Source organism: Paraburkholderia caribensis, assembly GCF_002902945.1.
GTDB lineage: Bacteria > Pseudomonadota > Gammaproteobacteria > Burkholderiales > Burkholderiaceae > Paraburkholderia > Paraburkholderia caribensis.
This window is the reverse complement of sequence record NZ_CP026102.1, coordinates 2253214-2275808: the sequence shown is the minus strand read 5'-3', so window position 1 is coordinate 2275808 and position 22595 is coordinate 2253214. Positions and strand designations below refer to the sequence as shown.

General features: G+C 63.4%; 22 protein-coding genes. 13 read left to right on the top strand and 9 right to left on the bottom strand.

Translation table 11 applies throughout. The annotated features are described in order from the left end of the window. Positions 1-40 precede the first annotated feature (40 nt). From C2L66_RS26795 to C2L66_RS26740, 12 genes are all read left to right on the top strand, one after another. The gene (locus C2L66_RS26795) at positions 41-916 is read left to right on the top strand and encodes a sugar phosphate isomerase/epimerase family protein (RefSeq protein WP_060605388.1); all 876 of its coding nucleotides are present in this window, start codon (positions 41-43) and stop codon (positions 914-916) included. A gap of 134 nt (positions 917-1050) precedes the next feature. Next, positions 1051-1746 carry a GntR family transcriptional regulator gene (locus C2L66_RS26790; protein ID WP_224100870.1) on the top strand — a complete coding sequence of 232 codons (696 nt, stop codon included), beginning with the start codon at positions 1051-1053 and terminating at the stop codon, positions 1744-1746. Between the two features lie 28 nt (positions 1747-1774). Then, positions 1775-3043, top strand: a complete 1269-nt coding sequence (gene mtnK, locus C2L66_RS26785; protein ID WP_060605392.1) for an S-methyl-5-thioribose kinase — start codon at positions 1775-1777, stop codon at positions 3041-3043. Between the two features lie 43 nt (positions 3044-3086). Next, positions 3087-4175, top strand: a complete 1089-nt coding sequence (mtnA, locus tag C2L66_RS26780) for an S-methyl-5-thioribose-1-phosphate isomerase (RefSeq protein WP_060605395.1) — start codon at positions 3087-3089, stop codon at positions 4173-4175. After that, a complete protein-coding gene (locus C2L66_RS26775) occupies positions 4172-4852 on the top strand; it encodes a class II aldolase/adducin family protein (RefSeq protein ID WP_054933680.1) in 681 nt (226 codons plus the stop codon). Before mtnA ends, C2L66_RS26775 begins: the two co-directional genes overlap by 4 nt. A 93-nt stretch (positions 4853-4945) precedes the next feature. Continuing rightward, positions 4946-6052, top strand: a complete 1107-nt coding sequence (locus C2L66_RS26770; RefSeq protein ID WP_054933681.1) for a sugar ABC transporter substrate-binding protein — start codon at positions 4946-4948, stop codon at positions 6050-6052. A gap of 69 nt (positions 6053-6121) precedes the next feature. Continuing rightward, positions 6122-7684 carry a sugar ABC transporter ATP-binding protein gene (locus tag C2L66_RS26765; protein WP_060607133.1) on the top strand — a complete coding sequence of 521 codons (1563 nt, stop codon included), beginning with the start codon at positions 6122-6124 and terminating at the stop codon, positions 7682-7684. After that, entirely contained in the window at positions 7681-8682 is a 1002-nt protein-coding gene (locus C2L66_RS26760) for an ABC transporter permease (RefSeq protein WP_035997269.1), read from the top strand. The genes C2L66_RS26765 and C2L66_RS26760 overlap by 4 nt, the downstream gene beginning before the upstream one ends. A gap of 19 nt (positions 8683-8701) precedes the next feature. Continuing rightward, entirely contained in the window at positions 8702-9712 is a 1011-nt protein-coding gene (locus tag C2L66_RS26755; protein ID WP_082670471.1) for a dihydroxyacetone kinase subunit DhaK, read from the top strand. Positions 9713-9725: 13 nt separating this feature from the next. Further along, positions 9726-10349 carry a DAK2 domain-containing protein gene (locus C2L66_RS26750; RefSeq protein WP_060605402.1) on the top strand — a complete coding sequence of 208 codons (624 nt, stop codon included), beginning with the start codon at positions 9726-9728 and terminating at the stop codon, positions 10347-10349. 400 nt (positions 10350-10749) lie between these two features. Beyond that, a complete protein-coding gene (locus C2L66_RS26745; protein WP_060605405.1) occupies positions 10750-12030 on the top strand; it encodes an MFS transporter in 1281 nt (426 codons plus the stop codon). A 118-nt stretch (positions 12031-12148) separates the two neighbouring features. Further along, positions 12149-13078, top strand: a complete 930-nt coding sequence (locus tag C2L66_RS26740) for a LysR family transcriptional regulator (protein WP_054933686.1) — start codon at positions 12149-12151, stop codon at positions 13076-13078. 52 nt (positions 13079-13130) lie between these two features. Here the strand turns inward: C2L66_RS26740 and C2L66_RS26735 are convergent, their stop codons facing one another. After that, positions 13131-13913 carry an SDR family oxidoreductase gene (locus tag C2L66_RS26735; RefSeq protein WP_054933687.1) on the bottom strand — a complete coding sequence of 261 codons (783 nt, stop codon included), beginning with the start codon at positions 13911-13913 and terminating at the stop codon, positions 13131-13133. 91 nt (positions 13914-14004) lie between these two features. On the opposite strand from C2L66_RS26735, the gene C2L66_RS26730 reads away from it, so the two are divergent. Next, a complete protein-coding gene (locus C2L66_RS26730) occupies positions 14005-14379 on the top strand; it encodes a winged helix-turn-helix transcriptional regulator (RefSeq protein ID WP_054933688.1) in 375 nt (124 codons plus the stop codon). A 14-nt stretch (positions 14380-14393) separates the two neighbouring features. Here the strand turns inward: C2L66_RS26730 and C2L66_RS26725 are convergent, their stop codons facing one another. The 8 genes from C2L66_RS26725 to oxlT all read right to left on the bottom strand — a co-directional run bounded on the left by C2L66_RS26725 (position 14394) and on the right by oxlT (position 21804). Next, entirely contained in the window at positions 14394-14717 is a 324-nt protein-coding gene (locus C2L66_RS26725; RefSeq protein ID WP_054933689.1) for a hypothetical protein, read from the bottom strand. A gap of 99 nt (positions 14718-14816) precedes the next feature. Then, positions 14817-15821, bottom strand: coding sequence for a vWA domain-containing protein (locus C2L66_RS26720; RefSeq protein WP_060605408.1), 1005 nt, complete (start codon positions 15819-15821; stop codon positions 14817-14819). After that, a complete protein-coding gene (locus C2L66_RS26715) occupies positions 15818-16378 on the bottom strand; it encodes a hypothetical protein (protein WP_060605410.1) in 561 nt (186 codons plus the stop codon). Before C2L66_RS26715 ends, C2L66_RS26720 begins: the two co-directional genes overlap by 4 nt. Continuing rightward, positions 16375-17373, bottom strand: coding sequence for a vWA domain-containing protein (locus C2L66_RS26710; RefSeq protein ID WP_054933692.1), 999 nt, complete (start codon positions 17371-17373; stop codon positions 16375-16377). Before C2L66_RS26710 ends, C2L66_RS26715 begins: the two co-directional genes overlap by 4 nt. Beyond that, positions 17370-18248, bottom strand: a complete 879-nt coding sequence (locus C2L66_RS26705) for a hypothetical protein (protein WP_060605413.1) — start codon at positions 18246-18248, stop codon at positions 17370-17372. The genes C2L66_RS26710 and C2L66_RS26705 overlap by 4 nt, the downstream gene beginning before the upstream one ends. After that, positions 18245-19111, bottom strand: coding sequence for a DUF58 domain-containing protein (locus tag C2L66_RS26700; protein ID WP_060605421.1), 867 nt, complete (start codon positions 19109-19111; stop codon positions 18245-18247). The genes C2L66_RS26705 and C2L66_RS26700 overlap by 4 nt, the downstream gene beginning before the upstream one ends. Further along, positions 19108-20127, bottom strand: a complete 1020-nt coding sequence (locus C2L66_RS26695) for an AAA family ATPase (RefSeq protein WP_054933695.1) — start codon at positions 20125-20127, stop codon at positions 19108-19110. The genes C2L66_RS26700 and C2L66_RS26695 overlap by 4 nt, the downstream gene beginning before the upstream one ends. Before the next feature lie 327 nt (positions 20128-20454). Continuing rightward, entirely contained in the window at positions 20455-21804 is a 1350-nt protein-coding gene (gene oxlT / locus C2L66_RS26690) for an oxalate/formate MFS antiporter (RefSeq protein WP_054933696.1), read from the bottom strand. Positions 21805-22595 lie beyond the last annotated feature (791 nt).

Sequence of the window (22595 nt, the reverse complement as noted above, 5' to 3'; positions counted from 1 at the left end):
CGTTGACGGGCGTAGCCGTCGCAATGGGAGGCACAGCGCGATGAATAAACTAGGCGTCCATGCGTTGGTATGGGCAGGCGACCTGTCGCCGGAGTCGACGCGCAAGGTCATCACCCAGACGAAAGCGGCAGGCTTCGACCTGATCGAACTCTCCTTGCATGGTCCGAAGGTCATGGACCTCTCGCTGACCCGTGGCTTGCTGCAGGAGCACAACCTCGAGATTGGCTGCTCGCGCGGGCTGACGTTCGATGCGGACATATCCAGCGAAGACCCCTCGGTGGTATCGCGAGGCATGGCGCTGCTGGAAGAGGGTGTCAGGATTACCGCGGAACTCGGCGGCGCTTACTTCGGCGGTATTTTGTACGGTGCGATGGGCAAGTACCATGCGCCCATTACCGCAAAAGGGCGCCGAAATGCCGTCGAATCGCTCAAGCGGATTGCAGAGCTTGCGTTGAAAAAGAATGTGACGCTCGGACTGGAAGTGGTCAATCGCTACGAGAGCAACCTGCTCAACACGGCGTCGCAAGCGCTTGGCATGCTGGACGAGATCGGCGCGCCGAACGTGGTGGTGCATCTGGACACCTACCACATGAACATCGAAGAATGCGACTTCATGCAGCCGGTGCTTCAATGCGGAGCGCGTCTCGGTTACGTTCATATTGGCGAGAGCAATCGTGGATACCTTGGCTCCGGCACGATCGATTTTGCACAGTTCTTCCATGCACTGGCGATGATCGACTATCAAGGCGTGGTCACCTTCGAGAGTTTTTCATCCGCCGTCGTCAATGAGCAGTTGTCCAATGCGCTGGCCATCTGGCGAAATTTGTGGGACGACAGCATGGACCTCGCGACACACGCTCGCCGGTTCATCGCTGGCGGACTCAATGCTGCTGCAAAAGCGAAGCAACACAGGTAACGGGTTCTATCGGTCCCAATCAAGGGCCACCCTCTTCGCGCGGGTAAACACCGATAAAAACATCAGACGTCTGATCTATATTTCATCTACTTTCAATACTGGGTACGCGCATGCGCCTGAGTGTCGAACGTTCGATGAGCGACAAGATCCAGGAGTCGTTGACGTCGATGATCCGGGATCGCGCGCTCAAGCCAGGTGATCAGATCCCCACGGAAACAGAGCTATGCGAGCTGCTGGGCGTAGGACGTTCCAGTCTGCGCGAGGCGGTCGCGCAAATGATTTCGCACGGTTTGCTGTCTCGCGTGCAGGGGCGCGGTACCTTCATCAGACAAATTTCGTTGAAGCTCGAAGGCGGGCTCGATGATCTGATGTCCGTGACGGACATGATCCGGAGTGTCGGTGCGGTTCCAACCACGTGCCGGTTGCGGATCGATCAGATCAAGGCGTCGGAGAACCTCGCCGCGAAACTGCGGTTAGGCGTCGGCGCCGATTGTGTACGCATCGAACGGGTGCGATGCGCCGACGATGCAATCGCCGCGTACTGCATCGACACGGTGCCGAAGCATGTATTCGATGCGGCAAATGGCGAACTTGGCGAGTCGCTGTTCGCGATGTTCGCGCGCACGGGTCGCCGGCTGTCGCATACACACACATCGATCCAGCCGACCATCCTGACGCCGCGCGATCTGCCGGAACTCGGCGACGGATTCGGTCTGTTTCTGTTGCTCGATGAAGTCGATTTCGATCAAAGCGGCGAGCCGATCTGTTACAGCAACGACTACTACAACACGAGCATCTTCAAGTTCGATCTGGTGCGCAAGAAGCGCTGAAACCGGATCGATCGCGGAGGAGACGTTGATGGAATTCGAAGCACTGAGTTCTTCGGAGCTGGCCGCTTATCTGCGAGGCGTGCCATCCGTGTATGCGTTGCTCAATCAACCGGGCGAACTCGACATCGCGGAAGTGGGTGACGGTAATCTCAACTACGTCTACTTCGTCAGCAACGCGCGGACGCCGGAAAAAAGTGTCGTCGTCAAACAAGCCCCGCCGTTTCTGCGGCTCGTGGGCAAGACATGGCCGTTGACGCGGCACCGGATGATCCGCGAAGTGGCGGCACTGCGCCGCTTCGGCGAACTGTGTCCGCAACACGTACCACGCGTGTATCACGCCGATACCGAGTTGTATCTGATGGTGATGCAGCGGCTGTCGTCGCACGCGATCCTGCGGCAGAAGCTGATGGAGGGCCATGTTTATCCGAAGCTCACCGATCATCTGTCGACCTATCTTGCGCATACGCTGTTCTACGGCTCCGACCTCTTTCTTGCACCCGAAGTCAAAAAGCAGGCGGTGGGCGCGGCGATCAACACCGAGCTTTGCAAGATTACCGAAGACCTCGTGTTCACCTTCCCGTTCGAAGATCATCCATCCAACGTCTACAGCAACGCTTTCCCGAAACAGATGATCGAGCGCACCTGGAGGACGCCCGCGCTGCGCGTGGCCGTGGCCGAGATGAAATGGTCGTTCATGAACGATACGGAGACCCTGGTGCATGGCGACCTGCATACGGGCTCGATCATGGTGAACGAGGACGAAACCTACGTTATCGATCCCGAGTTCGCGTTCTACGGACCCATGGGATTCGACGTCGGCGCAGTGCTGGCGAATCTGTTGCTTGCCTATTTCTCGCGCGACTGGCATGACCGTCGCACAGCGCAGCGATCCGACGACTATCGCGAGTGGCTGCTCGGTCAGATCACGGGCATCTGGACGGAGTTCGCGAATAAATTCACGCTGTTGTGGCGCGAGCATGAGAGGCGTCGGAAAAGTCACTTCATCGGAGACGATCCGGGCGGACACTGCGCGGAAGCCTACCGCGCGCGCTTCATGCAGCGCCTGCTGGCGAACTCGCTGGGCTTTGCAGGATGCAAGATGATTCGGCGGATTGTCGGCATGGCCAAGGTTGCCGATATCACCAGCATTTCAGACGATGCGATTCGTGCGGCCGTCGAAGTGAAATGCGTGCAGTTTGCCGAGCGTCTGCTGATCGAGCGTCATGCGTTTGGGTCGATCGGGGAGGTCGTGGAATTGGCGCGCGATGTGCAGGACCGTGAGCATCGGTTGCAATGAACGGGACGCAGTCGGGCACACATCAAATTGCCGTGGAGTGACTATGGTTTTGCCAATTTTCGAAAGTCTGCCGGCTACGCTCACGTGGGAAGACGACAGTCTGCGAATCATCGATCAGACACGCTTGCCGCGCGAAACCGTGATCGAAGCGCTAACGACAGCTTTCGAAGTGTGGAGGGCCATTCACGAACTTCGGGTACGCGGCGCACCGGCAATCGGGGTCGCGGCGGCCTATGGTCTGTGTGTGTCGATGCAGGTCTCACGTGACCTTCCGCTGGATGGCTTTCGTGCCGCATTGATCGAGCAGGCGGCGTATCTCGACAGCGCGCGGCCAACGGCGGTGAATCTCAACTGGAGCCTCAAGCGCATGTTGCGCGCCGCCGACCGTTCGGGCGCAAGCGATTCCGTATCGCTGTATCGCGCGCTGGTTGAGGAGGCGATGCAGATTCATCGCGAAGACCAGTTGTTGTGCGAACAAATCGGCTTGCACGGCATGCCGCTCATCACGGCGGGCTGCGGTGTCCTGACGCACTGCAACGCCGGCGCGTTGGCGACGACGGGAGTTGGCACCGCGACCGCGCCGATCTATCTGGCGCATCGGGAAGGCATCGCGTTTCGCGTGTACGCGGATGAAACGCGGCCGCTACTGCAAGGCGCGCGCGTGACGGCGTATGAACTGCGCCAGGCCAATGTCGACGTCACGTTGATCACCGACGGCACAGCGGCGTCGCTGATGGCGCGGCGCAAGGTGGACGTTGTGATCGTCGGCGCGGACCGGGTGGCGGCGAACGGCGACTTTGCGAACAAGATCGGCACGTTGAGTCTTGCCATTGCTGCGCGTCACTTCGGCGTGCCGTTTTATGTTGCGTGCCCGTCTTCCACGCTCGATCTGCAGACACCCGATGGCAGCACGATCGTCATCGAAGAGCGGCACGGCGACGAAGTGACGCACCTCGGAGGTCAGCAGATCGCGCCTGCTGGCATCAAGGTGTTGAATCCCGCATTCGACGTCACACCGCACGATCTCGTGACGGGTTACATCACGGAACGAGGCATCGTCGCCAAACCGTTCGAAGCGAACCTTGCCGCGTTGTTTCAGGCCGAGGCGCCTGCTGCGAGTACGGCATCGTGAGCGTGAACGACCCGTCAGCGACGGAAGACGCACTGCGTGCCGACATCGTGAACACGATGCAGGAGATGGTGCGGTTGGGCATCAATCAGGGCACGTCGGGCAACGTGAGCACGCGCTGGCGCGACGGCTTTCTGATTACGCCGAGCGGCGTGCCGGCGGCGCAACTGGATACGGACACGATCGTCTGGTTGCCGCTCGATATCGAAGCGACTGCGCCCGTGTTCGACGAAAAACGGCCGTCGACGGAATGGCGCTTTCATCGCGACATTCTCCACGCACGGCCCGAAATCGGCGCAGTCGTCCACACCCATTCGAACGCGGCCACGGCGATGTCGATTCACGGCCGCGATATTCCCGCGCATCACTACATGGTCGCCGCTGCGGGCGGCAATTCGATTCGTTGTGCGCCTTATGCGACCTTCGGCAGCCAGGCGCTATCGGATCACGCGGTGGCCGCGCTGCGAGACCGCACGGCATGTCTGCTTGCGCATCATGGCGTGATTGCGCTTGGACCCGATCTCGCGCGGGCCTTGTGGCTCGCGAATGAAGTCGAAGTACTGGCACAGCAGTATCTGCTCGCTGCGACGCTCGGCGTGCCGCCTGTGCTGTCGGACGAGCAGATGGCCGAGGTGGTGGACAGGTTTAGTCAATATGGCGTGCGACGCAAACGCCCGTAGTGTGCAGTGTGTCGAGTCTGACCCGTCGGTGCGCATCCGCGTACATCGACTCCCGGTATCTGATAACTGACTATTTGAATAACGGAGACGCTCATGGCCTGGAATTCAGCACGGTTTAACGGATGGAGTTCACTCGCCGCGCCGGCGGGTGCTGGACTGTTGTGCGTCGCGGCTGCATTGAGCGGTTGCTCGAAGAGCGAGTCGCCGTCGACGGGAACCGCGGCCAGCGATGCTAGCGCGAGCGGCGCCGCAGTCGCGAGCGCTGCACCGGCGTCGGCCCCGGCAGGCAAGACCAAGATCGGCTTCTCCATCGCGACGCTGAACAACGCGTTCTTCGTTGGCTTGAAACTCGGTGTCGAAAAGGGCTCGAAAGCCGAGTCGTTCGAACTGGTACAGACCAATGCGAACGGCGATGCGCAGCAACAGGTCAACGACGCCAACAATCTGCTGAGTCAAGGCATCACCGCACTCGTTCTGAATCCGATTGATTCGAAGGCGATCATCCCCGTGGTGCAGAAAGCGAATCAGATGAACATCCCTGTCTTCACGCTCGATCGCGGATCGGACGGCGGCAAAGTCACGTCGTTCGTCGCGTCGGATAACGTCGCGCTCGGCGCAACAGGCGCGAAATGGATTGCCGATCAATTGACCAAACGCTATGGCTCGGCGAAAGGCAATGTCGTCGACCTGATCGGCCTGGTCGGCACGACGGCCGCCACCGATCGTGAAAAAGGCTTCAGCGACGAGATCGCCAAGTACCCGGACATCAAGGTCGTCGCGCGTCAGGAAGGCGCTTTCGATCAGGAGAAGTCGCTAAACGCGATGACCAACATCTTGCAAAAATTCCCGCAGATCGACGCGGTGTTCGGAGCCAATGACGACAACACCGTGGGCGCGGAAAAAGCGATCGACAACGCGGGCCGCTACAAGCCGCTCGATGACAAGGCGCACATCCTCGTGATCGGCGCGGATGGCACGGCGCAGGCCTTGTCGGCGATCCGCGCAGGCAAGCAGGACGCGACGATCTCGCAGAACCCGATCGAAATGGCGGCGAAGTCGCTCAATTTCATCGCCGACAACGCGGCGGGCAAGGCCGTGCCCGCCACCTATGCATGGCCGACGTTCCTCATCGACAAGTCGAATATCGATTCGGATGAAACGAAGAAATACGGTCTGTGGTCGCTGCAGGTGAGCCAGTAACGTAGCCATGTCACTTCGACGGGCAGCGTGTGCGAGGCGCGGGCCCGTCATCGAATGCGGAATCAGCACATGAATGCCGGGACGAGTTCGCAGCCACAAGACAACGTGCAGTCACACCCGCAAGCGGGTGCGGACAGCCATGTGCCGCCGTTGCTGCGCATGGCGGGCATCGTCAAGAGCTTTCCGGGTGTGAAGGCGTTGCGCGGCGTCAGTTTGACGCTCGAGGCGGGCCGGGTGCTGGCCATCGTCGGCGAAAACGGCGCGGGCAAGTCGTCGCTGATCAAGACGCTATCGGGCGCTTACGAACCGGACGAAGGCACGATCGAGATCAACGGCGTGCCGCTCGCACGCGGTACGCACGCGGCCATCGATGCGGGCGTCGCGGTGATCTATCAGGAACTGTCGCTCGTCAACGACATGACGGTGGCGGAAAACCTGTTTCTTGGCCGCATGCCGGCACGCAACGGCTTCGTCCAGCGGCGCGAGGCCGATCAGAATGCGCGACAGGCGCTTGCGCAAGTGGGCCTCGACGGCGTGTCGCCCGCCATGCGGCTCGGCGATCTGCCGCTCAACAAGCGTCAGCTGATCGAAGTCGCGAAAGCCGTTGCACGCGACGCGCGCATTCTGGTGATGGACGAACCGACGGCGGCGTTGCAGCGCGACGACATCTCGCATCTGTATGCCGTGGTGAGGCGTTTGCGCGCAACGGGCATGGGCATCATTTTCATATCGCACCATCTGGAAGAAGTGTTCGAGCTGGCCGATTCGGCCGTCGTGATGCGCGACGGCGCGACGGTCAGCGAGCGCCCGATGTCGGCGTGGACCGAACAGGATCTGGTGCAGGCGATGGTCGCGCGCAATCTCGATTCCTTCTACCCGTGGGAGCCGCGCGATTACGGCCCGGTCGTGCTCGAAGTGCGCGATCTCGCGAGTCCGCCCATCGTGCGGCACGCGAGCTTCAAGGTGCGCGCGGGCGAGATCGTCGGGATTGCGGGTATTGCGGGCGCGGGCCGCACGGAGTTGCTGAAGGCGATTTTCGGTGCGCAGAAGGTGACCGAAGGCGACATTTTCATTCGCGGCAACAGGACGGTGGTCCGCTCGCCCGCCGATGGCGTGCGCCAGGGTCTCGTGTACACCGCAGAAGATCGCAAGCTGGAAGGACTCGTGCTCGAAGCGAGTATCGAAGAAAACATCGTGCTGTCGAGTCTCAAGGCAATCGCGACGGGCGGCTTCGTGCGCAACGCGCGAAAGCGTGCGCTCGCGCAGAAGGCGAGCGCGCGCTTCGGCGTGCGGGCGTCGAGCGTCGTGCAGATTACGGGCAATCTGTCGGGCGGCAATCAGCAGAAGGTGATTCTCGGGCGCGCGACGGCCACGCAGCCGGCCGTGATCATGCTCGATGAACCGACACGCGGCATCGATGTCGGCGCGAAGACGGAAATCTACGCGCATATGGTGGCGATGGCGCGCGCGGGTGCGGCCGTGGTGATGGTCAGTTCGGAACTGCCGGAACTGCTCGGCATGTCCGACCGTGTGCTGGTGATGTATCGCGGCAGGATCGTTGCGGAACTGCCCCGCGACGAAGCCGATTCGGAGACGGTGATTCAATGGGCGACAACAGGAGCACGAGCATGACTTCGACGGCCGCGAAACAGACTGACCCGGAAGCGCTTTCGAGTCGCGTGATCCGGCAATTGCGCAGCGGTGTCGGTCCGTTGCTGGCCGCGCTGATCGTCATCTGCGTCGTGCTGTCGATCGCATCGCCCGAGTTTCTGACCACCAGCACGCTGACCAACATCCTCGTGCAGACCTCGGTGGTCGGCATCGCGGCGGTGGGCGGCACGTTTGTGATCATCACGTCGGGCATCGATCTGTCGGTCGGCTCGCTGGTCGCGTTGAGCGGGATGGTCGCCGCGACCTTCATGGCGGGCTCGACACCCGACGCCGTCGGAGTCGGCATTGCCGGTCTCGCGATAGCGCTCGCGGTCGGCGCGCTCGTCGGTGCGCTCAACGGCTTGTCGGTGACATGGCTGCGACTCGTGCCGTTCATCGTGACACTCGCGATGATGGCGATGGGCCGTGGCCTCACGCTCGCCATTTCCGATGGCCGCACCAAGTTCGACTTTCCGAACGCCTTCACGCTGTTCGGCGCGAAGACGTTCGCCGGATTGCCCGCGCCGATGATCGTGATGCTGATCGTGTTCGTCATCGGCCACGTGTTGCTGCGCAAGACGACGTTCGGACATCAGGTGTTCGCAGTCGGCGGCAATCAGGAAGCCGCGCGGCTGGCGGGCATTCCTGTGCGTCGCGTGATCTTTCTGACCTATACGCTCGCCGGCGTGACAGCGGCGATTGCCGGGATCGTGCTCGCGGGACGCCTTAATTCCGCGTTGCCTTCGGCCGCCAACGGGCTCGAATTGCAGGTGATCGCGGGCGTCGTGATCGGCGGGACATCGCTGGCGGGCGGGCGCGGTTCGATCGTCGGCACGTTTATCGGCGTGGTGCTGATCGGCGTCATCAACGTCGGTCTGTCGCTGCTCGGCGTCAATCCATTCTGGACCCAGTTCATTCAGGGCGGCGTCATCTTCGCCGCCGTCATGCTCGATGCGCTCAGCCAACGGCGCAAGAACTGATCATCACAAGGAGAACCGCGTGAAAAAGATCATCAACCAGCCAGATGATTTCGTCGACGAAGTGATTGATGCGCTGTTGATCGCGCACCCAGGCTGGATCAAGGCCGCGACAGCCGACCGGCGCGCGCTCGTGCGTGCCGATGCGCCGAAAGCAGGGCATGTCGGCATCGTCACGGGCGGCGGCTCGGGGCATATGCCGGGATTTCTTGGCTATGTCGGCGAAGGGCTGTGCAGCGGCGTCGCGGTAGGCAATGTGTTCTCGTCGCCGTCGGCAGAACAGATTTTCGAAGCCACGAAAGCCGTGAACGGCGGAGCGGGCGTGCTGTACGTGTATGGCAACTACGGCGGCGACGTCTTCAACTTCGATCTCGCCGCCGATCTCGCGGAACCCGAAGGCATCGACATCAAAACGGTGTTGCTGACCGACGATGTCGCGTCGGCGCCAGCGGAGCGCGCGAGCGAGCGGCGCGGTGTGGCCGGCATGGCGTTCGTTTTCAAGTGCACGGGCGCTGCGGCGGAACGCGGCGATTCGCTCGACGAAGTCGCGCGCATTTGCGCGAAGGCGAACGCTCAGTGCCGCACGATGGGCGTCGGCCTGTCGCCGACCATTCTGCCCGCTGCGGGCAAACCCACCTTCACGCTGCCCGATGGCGAGATGGAGATCGGCATCGGGATTCATGGCGAACCCGGCACGCATCGCGGCAAGCTGGAATCCGCCGATGCCATTGCGGATCGTCTGATGGGTCAGATTCTTGGCGATCTGCAGGCGCCGAAGGGATCGCGGCTGGCCGTGCTGATCAACGGGCTCGGCGCGACGCCGCTCGAAGAACTGTATCTGCTGTTCAGGCGTGCGGCGAAAGTGATTGGGGATCACGGGTTATCGATTGCACGCTCGTATGTCGGCGAATATGTGACGAGCCTCGAAATGGCGGGGGCGTCGATCACCGTGATGCTGCTCGACGACGAACTCGAAACGCTGCTCGCTGCGCCCGCGCGTTCGCCGCTCTATCGCGACTGGCTGCTGGTTTGATGGAGCGCACATCATGAGCCTGTCCTCCAATGAAGTCCGTGCGCTGTTGATGCGTGTGCTGGATGCGCTGCCGGCGCACACCGACGAATTGCGCGACCTCGATGCGGCGCTTGGCGACGGCGATCTCGGCATCACGGTGAAGGCGGGATCGGCCGCCGTCGTGAAAGCGCTCGCCGCTTTACCCGATGACCCAGCGATAAGCGACATGTTGCGGGCCGCCGGCCAGGCCTTTTCGACGGCTAATCCGTCGACGTTCGCGGCGTTGACGGGCGGCGGCCTGTTGGCGGCGGCAAAGACGATGGCGGATAAGCATGAGGTCGGCAAGGACGACATGCTCACGATCGGGCGCGCGATAGCGGCGCGCATCGTCGAACGCGGCAAGAGCAAGGTCGGCGACAAGACCGTGCTCGATGCGCTGGTGCCGAGCCTCGATGTGCTCGAGGCGTCGAGCGGGAGCGCGCGTGAGATTCTGGCGGAGATGATTGCGACCGCGCGGCGGCAGGTAGAAACGACGGCCGCGCTGCAGTCGCAGAAGGGGCGTGCGGCGTGGGTGCAGGAGCGCAGCATCGGTCACGCCGATCCGGGGGCAACCGCGTATTTGAGGTTTCTGGAGGCGCTCTTGGCAGCGCTAGGTTGAAAGACACGAATTACAGGATCGGGCAGGCGGCGAGCGTCTGACCCGGGGTCATTGACTCTCCGGCACAGCCCCGGGGAAGTCGTCCGCCGCGCGTCGCCACGCAGCCGGTTCTCTCACTGACATCAGGCCGCCGCCAGATCGCGCGCGCGTCTACCGGGAGTAGCCCTGGGGCGTGCCAAACACCCGGTGCCGGCACCTTCGCTTTCAGCCCAAATCCTTGTCCGGTGCGCCTCGCGGGGCGTGTCGCGGACATTGTTTGCAATTCGCGAATGACGTATTCGGTCGTCGTCGCATTCTTTCCCCGTGGCACCTGGATCATTCTTCCCACGTCGGCGCTGTGTACGCCGCGGGCTGCTTGCACTGCGTGCGGTCGCCGTCGAATCTGATACAGGAGACAAGGATGAGATCGAACCAGTGGGACGTGTCCTACGAATGGAAAGCAGTGACGCTGCTCGCGCTCGGCTTCGGGCTGGTGGGCCTCGACCGGTGGCTGATCGCGCCGCTCTTTCCGTCCATCATGAAGGACCTGCATCTGACGGCCCAGGACGTCGGCAACTGTATCGGCATCCTCGGTCTTTCATGGGGTATCTTCGCGGCGTTGATGGGCGGCATTTCCGACAGGTTCGGACGCCGCAAGGTTCTGATTCCCGCGATCATCGCGTTCTCGTTATTGTCGGGATTGTCGGGGGTTGCGGGCGGACTCGCGAGTCTGATGGCCGTGCGGGCCCTGATGGGCGTCGCCGAGGGTTCGTTCTGCCCGACCAGTTTCGCCGCGACCGCCGACGCCTCGCATCCGAAACGCCGTGGCTTCAATCTCGGGCTCCAGCAAAGCGGATTCGCGCTGTTCGGACTGGCGCTTTCGCCGATCATTGCCACGCAGTTACTGAACGTGATGTCGTGGCGCTGGGTGTTCGCGTTGGTCTCCATTCCCGGGCTGATCCTCGGCTTGCTGATGTTCCGCGTGATTCGCGAGCCCAGGACCACGCGTGTATCGACGCTGTCCGATCCGTCCGCGCCGGCCGTGGCGCAAGCGAGGCGCGGCAACTGGCGCGACGTGCTGAAAAGCGGGAACATCCGCGTCGCCATGGTCGCGCTGTTCTGTGCGATGACGGGTGTCTTCGTGCTGGGGGCGATGCTGCCCCTCTATCTCACCGAATACCTGGGGCTCGACACGCAGCGCATGGGCATCGTGGTCTCGGCGATCGGCTTCGGTGGGTTCGTCGGCCAATTCGGCTTGCCGGGGCTTTCTGATCTGACGGGGCGGCGCTTTGCGAGCGTCATCGGTTTTGCGGGGACGGCTGTGATGCTGTACGTGTTTCGCGGGCTCGGCGCGCAGCCCGTCGCCTTGTTCGCGGTGCTGTTCGTGGCGGCGTTTTTCACGCTTGGTCTCGTTTCGCTGCTCTCCGGCCCGGTCGCGACGGAGGCGGCGCCCGTCGGCATGGTCTCGACGGCAATCGGGATCGTGGTTGGCGCGGGCGAGATCTTCGGCGGCGGTGTCGCGCCTTCGCTTGCTGGCTTCGTTGCGACTCGCTTTGGCATTCAGAATATCCTGTGGCTGCCGATCTGCGCAGTGCTGCTTGGCATCGGCGTGAGCTTGCTGCTCAAGGAGACGGCGCCTGCCAAAGTGCGCCGCAGCAATGCATCGACGGCGGAGTTTCCTGCGGCTGAGCAATTCGAATAAAGCCGCCGATACCGAGGTCCGTGCGCACGGCGTGCCCGGGCCAACGTTCTTGCATGCCACTGTCACTGGCGTCAGCGCGTATAAACTGACGTGCTGTACACGATGACAGGGAAGCGGCATGGATCGTTTTCTGAGTATCGAGGCTTTCGTGCGGGTTGCGGAAACGAGCAGCTTCGCGGAGGCATCACGACAACTCGGCGTGACCAGTTCGGTCGTGACGAACCGCATCCAGCAACTGGAGCGCTTCGTCAACGCCCCGTTGTTCCACCGCAGCACGCGGCACGTGCGCCTCTCCGAAGTCGGCGAGGCCTTCTACCGTGAATGCGCGGAGGTGGTGGGACGCGTCAACGACCTGACCGACCAGATGCGCGAATTGCGCGCCACGCCTACCGGGCGGCTGCGGATCCAGATGCTGCCTGGTTTCGCGTTGGGTCATTTCGGCGCAGTGTTAGGGGAATTCAACCGGCGCTATCCCGCCATCCAGCTCGACATCATCGTGAACGACCGGGTAGTCGATCCCATCGAAGAAGGCTTCGATGTCGCGTTTCAGGTCTTCCCCGCTATCTCGGAGTCGTTGATCGAGCGGCGGCTCTTTACCGTGAGGCGGCTCTTTTGCGCGGCGCCGTCGTACGTCGAAGCGCATGGCGCGCCGCAGCACCCTCGCGAGTTGCTCGAGCACACGACGGCGCTCTATTCAGGCTATCCATCGCGCAACCACTGGACGATGACGCGCGGCGACGAGGTCTTCGAAATGGAACTGCCCGGCATGATCCGCTCGAACTCCGTGCATCTGCTGCGCGACTATGCGCTGACGGGCGGCGGTGTCGTGTGTTTGCCTACGCTGGTGGCGAGCGCGCCGCTACTCGACGGCTCGCTGGTGCCCGTTCTGGCCGACTACGCGCTGTCGCCTTTGAACTTCGCGGCCGTGTACCCAGCCACGCAACGCCAGGCGCTCAAGGTGAAGGCGCTCGTCGAATTTCTGGCGGATTGGCTTGGCTCCGAGCCAGGATGGGACGTGCCGTTGATCGAACGTGGTTGGGTACGCTAGCGGCACGGTGTCTCAAGACGGCTCGCCTCGGCTGCGGGAACAAGAGCCGCGCCTACACCGTCGGCACCGTTCCCCCATCGATCACATACTCCGTTCCACTGATCGCCGATGCGAGCGGCGAAGCCAGGAACGCGATCAGATTCGCGACTTCGGCAGGCTTTGCCGGACGACCGAGCGGAATGCCGCCCAGCGACTTCATGATGATCGACTTGCCGCCTTCGTAGTCGGTGCCCGCTTGCGCGGCGAGACGTTCCGCCAATGCGACGGCGGCTTCCGTTTCGACCCAGCCAGGCGATACACGTACGACGCGGATACCCCTGGGCGTCACTTCCTTCGACAGCGCTTTGCTATACGCCGATAACGCAGCCTTCGCGGCCGCATAGGCTGTCGTCGATTCGGGCAATGGCAGACGGTTCTGTATCGACGTCACATGAATGACGACGCCTTTTCCCTGCGCAATCATGGCCGGCAGCAGCGCGCGATCGAGCCGCACGGCGGGAAAGAGATTAAGGTCGAGTTCCCGTTGCCACTCGTCGTCGCCGAGCGCGGCAAAGCCCCCGGCGGGCGCGGATGAACCGCCGAGCACGTGCACGATCGCATCGAGCCCGCCAAGCCTTTCCTGAACCGCCCGCGCGACGCTTGCGCAACCCTCTGCGGTGCTCAGATCCGCGGTCACGAAGTGTTGTGCGTCGAGATCCGGCGTGTGCGTGCGCGCAGTCGTCAACACCGTTGCGCCCAGTTCGACGAAGCGCTCGACAACCGCTTTGCCGATCCCTTTCGTGCCTGCCGTGACGAGCGTTCGCATGCCTGCGAGGTTCAATGCGTTCAATGCCATATCCGATATGAAGTCGTGAATTGCGATACATTCATTCTCGCTATCCCCAACCTGTTCCACAAGAACGCACGGAAAAGTAAGTGACTTACCTATGAGGAAGGTTTATACGGCCGCAACGGCCGCCGCCGACGTCGAAGCCGTTTTTCGTTTGCTCGAAGGACGCTGGAAACTCGTGATTCTTTTTCATCTGTTTGGCGGCCAGGTGCAGCGCTTCTCGGACCTCGAAAAGCTGATTCCCGGCATTTCGCAAAAGATGCTCGCTCAACAGTTGCGACAACTGGAGGCGGACGGCATTGTCGAGCGAAGGCAATATCCGCAGGTGCCGCCCAAGGTCGAGTACCGGATGACCGAGTGGGGACAGGCATTGTGTCCCGCGCTCGATTCGTTGCTCAAATGGTCCGAAGAAAAGCAGGGAAGTGAAGAGGACGTGACTCGAAAGAACATCGATCGCGTCGGAGAATCGTGACCGCGGCTTGCATGTTATTTGTTGCTGCCCGCGCCTGTGCCATACAGACCGTTGTCGAAACCGCCCGCGCCTTCCGGCTTGTGTCCCGACTTGTTTTTTGCGTTGCTGCGTTGCTCAGGCTTCGCTTCGGCGGCTTGCGGCGTGTTCGATTCGAGCGTGTGCGCGGGCGGCGGATCGGACTTCGTCCCCATCGGCGCGGTGCGGTTGTCCTGCGAGCCCGAGCCGGCGGGCGCCGTGATCTGTGCGTCGGCGACTGCGGCCAGCGACATCGCGGCGCAGAATACGCCCGTCGATGCAAGCAGGCGGCGGGAGACGGATGAAATAAGTGTCGAGTGCATGGCCGGGTGTCCTTACGAAATGATGACGTAGGAGCACTCTGCGTGCCCGGCAGTTTCTTTAAGCGCGTGCCAAATAATTCGACGCGCGGCGCGATCAACTTACTGCGATGAGCCTGCAGTGACAGGCGCGCTGTGCGTGCGCGTGCGCGTGCGCGCCGTGACGGTTGACGCGCTTGCGGGTCTTTCCGCGCGCACCATCCGCCGCGCCGGAAGAAAGCGCCACACCAGCAACACCAGCGCGAGCAGCGCGGGCGCCCAGCGGATATCGGTGGCAACGGGGACCGGGTGCGCGTAACGCGCGTCCATCAGCGGCGCGCGCAGCGTGGTCGGGCCGACGAGCCGTCTGTAACCGAAGGCGAGATGTCCGGCCAGGGCTTCCAGATACGTTTCTCTCAGTTGCGACAGTTCTTCGTGGCTCTCCGCAACGGTGGGCGCGCCGGGCTCGGGCCGCACCTGCCGCACTTCATCGGCTTGCCAGAAGCCGGTGCGTACGCCGTCGGCATTGGTCTTCGGAATCGGCGCTGGCTGGTCGCCGCCGACGCCGATCAGCCAGCCATGCACGAGTCCTTGCGGAATGTCGCGCACCGTCGTTTCGTTCGGCGCGACGGGCGGCGCTTCCTGGCCGTCGGTGATGAACACGACGTCCGTGTTGTGGCCCAGATCGGTGGCGGCGCGGACGGCCGAATAGATGCCGCCTTGCGCGATCACACTGCTGTTGACCCAGCGCATCTTTCCGCTGATCTGATCGAGCGACGAGAGCAGCGCATCGTAGCTGCTGCAGACTTCGACGGGTGCGACCAGCAGCAGCGAGCGCTGATTCGTGAACACGCTCCAGCCGATTTCCGACCCGCACGGCAGATGCTGCAGCACGTCGCTCATCGCCGCCTTCGCGAAGTCGATCCGGCTCACGGGCTTGCCGCCAATTGCAACGTCCTCGACGTCCATGCTCTGCGTGATATCGAAGGTGACGACATACCGGAACACGGGGCGCCTGAATTCGAAGGGCGGCATCAGCACGGCTGCCGCCAGCAGCAGCGACGCCAGGGGCAGCTGCCACCAGCGTCCGCGCAGATAGCGCATCCAGGGCCGCGCGCCGCGCTTCACGGCAGTTCCTCCGGCGCCGCGCCGCGCACGTTGATGTTGTGCTGTTCCTTGACGTCGTTGACGTCCTCGGCGGTGTCCTGCGCTTCGGGCGCGAGGCGCAGCGCGCGCTCGAGGTTGTAGCGCGCATCCCAGTTGCCGGGCTCGAGCCGCAACAGTTCCCGATAGCGCGCCTTCGCGGTTTCGAGCATCGGCGGTGAGCGGACGGGGCCTTGCGCGTTGTCGCCGGCAGCTTCGCGCAGATACATGTTGGCGAGATCGTAGAGCGCGAGCCGACCCGTTTCACTCGAAGGCGCGAGCCGCGCGAGTTCGTAGTAGAGCTTGCCCGCCTCCGCATGCTGCCCATCGCGCGCGAGCGCGACGGCTTGCGCGAGCCGCACGGCGGGCGCGTTGCTGTCGGCCGCGGACTTGCTCCATTGCTCGCGCGGTTGCGTCCCGATCGCGGCGATCGCGGCGTTCGCCTGCGCGACGTGCTGAAGACGCACCGCGTAGTAACCCGCGACGCCGACGCAGCACAGCGTCGCCACGCCGAACATCAGATGGATAGGCAGCCGTTTCATCGCAGGCTCCGCTTTTGCATGAACCACACGCCTGTCAGCAGTGCGCAGCAGACGAGCGCCGTTGCGTAACACCAGGTGCTGCGATCCTGCCTCGGCAGCCGTTCGACGAACGACACCGGCGCGTTTTCGTTGCGCGCGATATCGCTCATCGCGCGCGCAACCTGTTGCGGACTGTCGGCCTGATAGAGACGATAGGGCGTCGGCAGCGACAGGAAGAAGCGGTGCAGTTCGGCTTCCGGCGAATGGTCGGTATCGGCGGGACGAATGTGCAGGTCGGGACTGTAGATGCCGCTGCGCAGATAGACGAAGTAAAACGCCACGCCGTTGCGCGACAGCCCCGCGCGGATATGCTCGCGCGCCACGTCGTCGAGCCGCGCGCCGCCGTCCGAGACCAGCACGATCGCGCGGCTGCTGGTGCGCGCGCGGCCGTCGAACAGTTCGACGGCATACTGGATGCCGCGGTCGAGCAAGGTATCCGGCGTGCCGCGCCCCACGCCCGTTGCAGCAATCGCGGCGTCGATCACCGTGCGGTCGCGGGTGAAGGGGACGGCGAGCATCGGATGCGTGCCGAACAGCATGAACGCGAAGCGGTCGTTCACGCGTTGCGCGACGAATGCGGTGATCGCATCGCGCGCCATCTGGTTTTTGGTTTCGCCTGCTGTGGGCGCGTCGGCGACATTCATCGATCCGCTGCTGATCGGCTGGTTCATGCTGCCGCTGCCGTCCATCAGGATCAGGATCTCCGCGCCCGTTCCCGTGATGCGCGTCTGCTCGCCGGACCAGCCCGGCCCCGCAAGCCCGACGATCACGGCCGCCAGCGCGACCATCGCGGCGGCGCGCCAGATGAACGCGATCACGCGGCCCGCGCGATCCCGCGGCAGCCATGCGACCCATGAATACGGCAGCGTATCGATGCTTCGGCGCAGCAGCGGCAAAGCGGCGAGCGGCAGCAAAACGAGCGCCCAAGGGTAGAGAAAATCAGGCGGCGTGCTCATCGGTGATGGCGCTTTTCCGCGCGATACAGCGCGCGATACAACTCGCGCAATGAAAACGGCGTCGCTGCCGGCAACTGGCTGAAGAACCGGTCTGACGACCGCTGGAAAAACTGTTCGAGTTGCGGCTGCAGCTCACGCAGATGGGGCGCTTTCGCCGTCAGCTCCGGCACCGAACCCGCCAGCACGACACGTCCCGCCGCTTCGTCGAGCGCGCGATGCAGGCCGCGCCACGCAGCGGGATTCGCGTCGAGTGCGGCGTCGTCCTGCCGGCCGAAGCGCGACCATGCCTTCGCGAACGGCAGCTGCCGCGCGTCGCGCTGATTGCGCCATAGCCACCAGCCGAGCCACGCGATCATCACCGCCACGGCGAGCGCGATCCACACGGTCGACGCGCGCCGCAACGGCGCCGTCGATTCTGGCGCGACCAGCCGGTCGGGCTGAAGTCCCGCGAGGCGTCCGGCGTCGGCGAGACCCAGCGGCGCAAGCGGACCGATCGACAGCGGGCTTGCCACGACATCGAGCGTCTTGCCCGACGCGAGCCGCAATTGCAGCGGCGGCGTCGACGTCACGGCGGGCGCGCGCGGCGAGTTCATCACCTGATAGTCGAGCACGAGCCAGCGGTGGCCGTCGGCATCCGTGCTGATCGACGGCGGCCGGCGTTCGAGCCACGCGTTGACGCGGCCCGTCGACGGCAGCGCCGGCAATTCGGCGGCGCGATCGTCCGGGCCGAGCAGCACCTGTTGCGTGACGATGTCGCCGAGCACGTGGCCGAAGGCGCGCGGCTGCTGCACGGTCGCGGGTTCCGCATGCACGCCTGCGCTCGCGGTCGTCAACGCGCATGCGAGCGCGGTCGCACAGGTGCCGGTGCGCGTCATGCCGTCATCTCGAGAAAGTAGCGGCTGAGCGCTTCGGGCTCGAACGCGCCTTGATTGAAGAACGGGCGGATGCCGTGTCGCGCGAACAGCGCGTTGATCTGCGCGCGGCGTTCCGCGACCGCGCTGCGCCAGCGCTCGCGGACGGAATCGCGCATCCACATCGAGCGCATTTCGCCCGATTCGATATCGACGAGCGACATCCAGCCGTTGTGCGACGGCGGCTCGACTTCCGCGCGATCCCACAGCACGACGGGCACGACCCACGCGTGAGTCAGCGTGTCGAGCAGTCCCGGCAGCGCGGCGAGCGGCCAATGAAAATCCGACACGAGAAAGACCAGACACGCGCGGCCGGCGAGCCGCGTCGCGATTTCGCGCAAGCCGCGCTCGCGCGACTGCGCGCGCGTTTGCCGCGGCGCGCAATCGCGCAGCAACTCCGCCATCAACGGACCCATGCCGCGCGCGTGTCGCGGCGGCACGAAAAGATCCTCACGCGCTGCGTCGTCGAATGCGAGCATGCCGACCGGGTCGCCGATCCGGAACGCGCTATGCCCGAGCGCTTCGACGAACGCCGCCGCCACGTCCAGCTTCGTGCTCGCGGCGCCGAAGCGCATCGACGCGGACACATCGACGACGGCGTGCACGGGCACGGCCACGCGTTGCCGGTGCACGCGCACGAGCCATTCGCGCTGCATGCTGCGAATGCTTGCGCGCACATCGATCCGGCGCGGATCGGGATGATCGAACAGCCGCGTGTGCGCCGCGAACTCCTGGCCGATGCCGACGCTCGACCCGCGATGCCCGCCGGGACGCGCGCCCGACACCCGCACGGGAAGCCGGTACTGGAACTCCGCCAACGTGTTCACGGCGCGGCGATCCTCGAAACGATCTGCGTCATCAGCGCATCGGAGAGTTCCTGGCGGCGCAACTCGTAGATGGGGGTGAAGTACACGCGATGCCCGAGCGTCGGCAGCAGCACGCGGTGGATGTCCTCGGGCATCAGATAGGTGCGCCCGTCGAGCCACGCGACCACGCGCGCCGCGCGCAGCAGCGCGCTCATGCCGCGCGGGCTCGCGCCGGCGAGAATCAGGCGCTGCATGTCCACGTCGTCGAGCGTGATATCGAACTGCAACGGGTTTTCGGTCGCGCGCCAGATGTCGAGCGCGTAGCGTTCGATGGCTTCGCTCGCGTGGATGGTCCGTTGAATGCTCGCGCCGATCGCATTCAGTCGTTGCCACGGCAGCACGTCGGTCGTGACGCGCGCGAGCAGCGCTTCCGTGTCGTGGAAGTCGGGATCGAAGACGAGCGCGCGACGGGCGGTTGCGTCGTCGGGCGTCGACATATTCAGTTCGAACATGAATCGGTCGCGCGCCGCCGCCGCGAGTTCGAACGTTTCTTCCTTCTCGACCTTGTTGCGGTCGGCGAACACGGTCATATAAGGAAAGCGGTATTCGCGATCGAATGCGAACACCGAGCGCTCGGCCATTGCGCGCAGCAACAGCGATTGCACCTGCGGGCGCGCACGGTTGATCTCGTTGAAGAAGAAGGTGGCGAGACGTTCGCCGTGCTTGATCAGCGGGCCGGGCTCGATGCGCGGCTTGCCCTCGGCATCGACGTACGTGTGATAGACGAGATCGCCCGGCATCAGGTCGATCGTGCCTTCGACGCGCTCGAAATCGCCGCCGATCGCCCGTGCGAACGCGCGCAGGATCGTCGTCTTGCCGACGCCGACGCCGCCTTCGAGCAGCACGTGGCCGCGCGCGAACAGCGCGACGTTGATCAGCCGGATGGTCTCGGGCTGCCCGATGACTGCGTTTTCCACCTGATGCTCGATATCGAGCGCGAGCGTGCGCCAGTCTTCGAGTAGCTCTTCGCGGTCCATCGGATTCGCCTCTGCAATCGGCCAGTGTCGGAAGGGCGACACGTACGCCCGCGGAGTCGACGGATTGCGGCGGCGAAGCGTTGCTGGGCGGCGTGCGTATCGGCGAGAGCTTGGCGCGCACGGTTCGTGCCAGTCTGCTGCAGCGGCGATGTGCGGCGCGGAATCGGACGGGCGGCAGCGCGATGAGCGCAGTCTGTCACGCCCGCTGCTACAGAGTGCGCCAGGAATGGCGTGCGAGAGCGGTCATGCTGGAGCTTGCGGAATGACGGATGCCCGTCGCGCGCTGGCAGACGGGCATCCTGACAACCTCAAAACACGTGCTGCCGATCAGCCTCCTTCAGCCGAAATACGCGCCGAGTCGCTGATGCGCGTCGACCCACCGTACGGCGTGTCCAGTGATGCCTCCGAATGCCGGAGCGCATAAGCCCGGCGCATTGGCTTGAGCACGAAGAGCGCCAGGAATGCGGCGACGGCGGCCATGCCCGACGCGAGCATGAACACGGCGTGCCAGCTGCCCGTTGCGGCCGTGACGATGCTCGTGAACGGCACCAGCAGCGCTGCCGTGCCCTTCGCCGTGTACAGCAGGCCGGCGTTGGTGGCCGCGAATTTCGGGCCGAACGTGTCGCCGCAAGTGGCGGGGAACAGGCTGTAGATTTCGCCCCACGCGAAGAACACGATGCCCGTCAGCACGACGAACGCCACCGGACTCTGACCGAACTTCGACAGCGCGAGAATGCCGACAGCCTCGATGGCGAACGCGATGAACATCGTGTTTTCGCGGCCGATGCGATCCGAGATCCAGCCGAAGAACGGACGCGTCAGGCCGTTGAGTACACGGTCGATCGTCAGTGCAAAGGTCAGCGCGGGGAGCGTCAGGCCGAGCAGCGAAACGGGCGAGTCATGCAGGCCGAAGTCCTTCGCGATCGGCCCGAGCTGCGCCGTCGCCATCAGGCCGCCTGCCGCCATCATTACGAACATCAGGTACATCACCCAGAACACGGGCGCGGACACCACCTCGCGCGGCGTCGCGTTGTGCACGAGGCGCCTGGCACTGGACAGCGCGCTCTTCGCAGTCGCCAGCACGTTGGCGGACGGCGCGAGCAGGAACATGCCGAGCAGGAACACGACGATGCCCTGGCCGAGGCCGAACCACAGGAAGGTCGCCTCGTAACCGCTGCTCTTGATCATGTTGGCGATCGGCACGACGGTGGCCGCCGAACCCGCGCCGAAGCCGGCTGCCGTGATCCCGGCGGCGAGCCCGCGGCGGGTCGGAAACCACTTCAGCGCATTGCCGACGCACGTGCCGTAGACCGCGCCCGCGCCGATCCCGCCGATGGCGGCCGCGAGGTACAGCAGCGGCAGCGACGACGCCATCGAGTTGATCACCCAGGCGACGGCGCACAGCAGCCCGCCGCCGACTACGACAGGCTTCGGACCGTACTTGTCGACGAGATAGCCTTCAATCGGCACGAGCCACGTTTCCGTCACGACGAAGATTGTGAACGCAACCTGAATGGCCGCGCGGCCCCAGTGATACTTCTCGTCGATCGGGTTGACGAACAGTGTCCAGCCGTACTGCATGTTGGCGATCATCGCCATGCAGATGACGCCGAATACGAGTTGTACCCATGGGGATGCATACCACGACGACGGCCCATCCTGATGCTCTGTCTTCATCGCTGTCTCCTTTGACGACGGGAGTGAGCGCCTTGGCGCCCCTCACGTCGCGTGCACGATAGTTGCGAAACTTGCCTGTTGAGTTTTGCGGGGGCCTGAGCGGCTCTTCCGATCATCGGCGCTAAAAATGCGACGCTGATAGATTCCATACGATATGTGATATATCAAGTAAGTCAAGTGAAAGCGTGAGGGGGTTTTCACCGAGGCGTATGGACTGATGAAAGGAATTTGTATGTATCCTGCGATTAAGCGGATACACCAAAAAAAAGCCCACCGGCTAGCACGGGTGGGCTGAGGACATGTGCGAGACAGGCGTGTTCGCGACATGCCCTGCCGTTATATATGAAAGTAAAAAGTAAGGAAAGTTTTTTGTTTGTAAGTAAGTGGGCGTGGTGAAAACGTGTCGATCGAGGTCGAAATGAGACGGCTACCGCCTTTCACCTCGACGGTCTGGCTGGCGGCGCGTTCTTCGCCGCCACGTTCGTGAAGTGTTCGCCGGTGTGGATGCTGTCCGTTTTCGTAGCGTCAAAACGCATTTGATAAGGTATCCAAAACTATTGATGTTTCATTTTTTGCCTTTTTTTTCGGGCTAAAACGTCACAGACATGCTCGATGCCAAGTCGATGTCGCGCGAAGCACGTTCGCTGTCGCGAGACGCCCGGCGTGCTGCTTCCGCGGTCCCGACACCCATCCATCAGTGATAACCCTTCATTGACGCTCGCCGATGCAAAACGCTAAAGTGTTCGCAATCTGAAAGATTGTGCGATATACGAACAACGTTGCCTGACGCC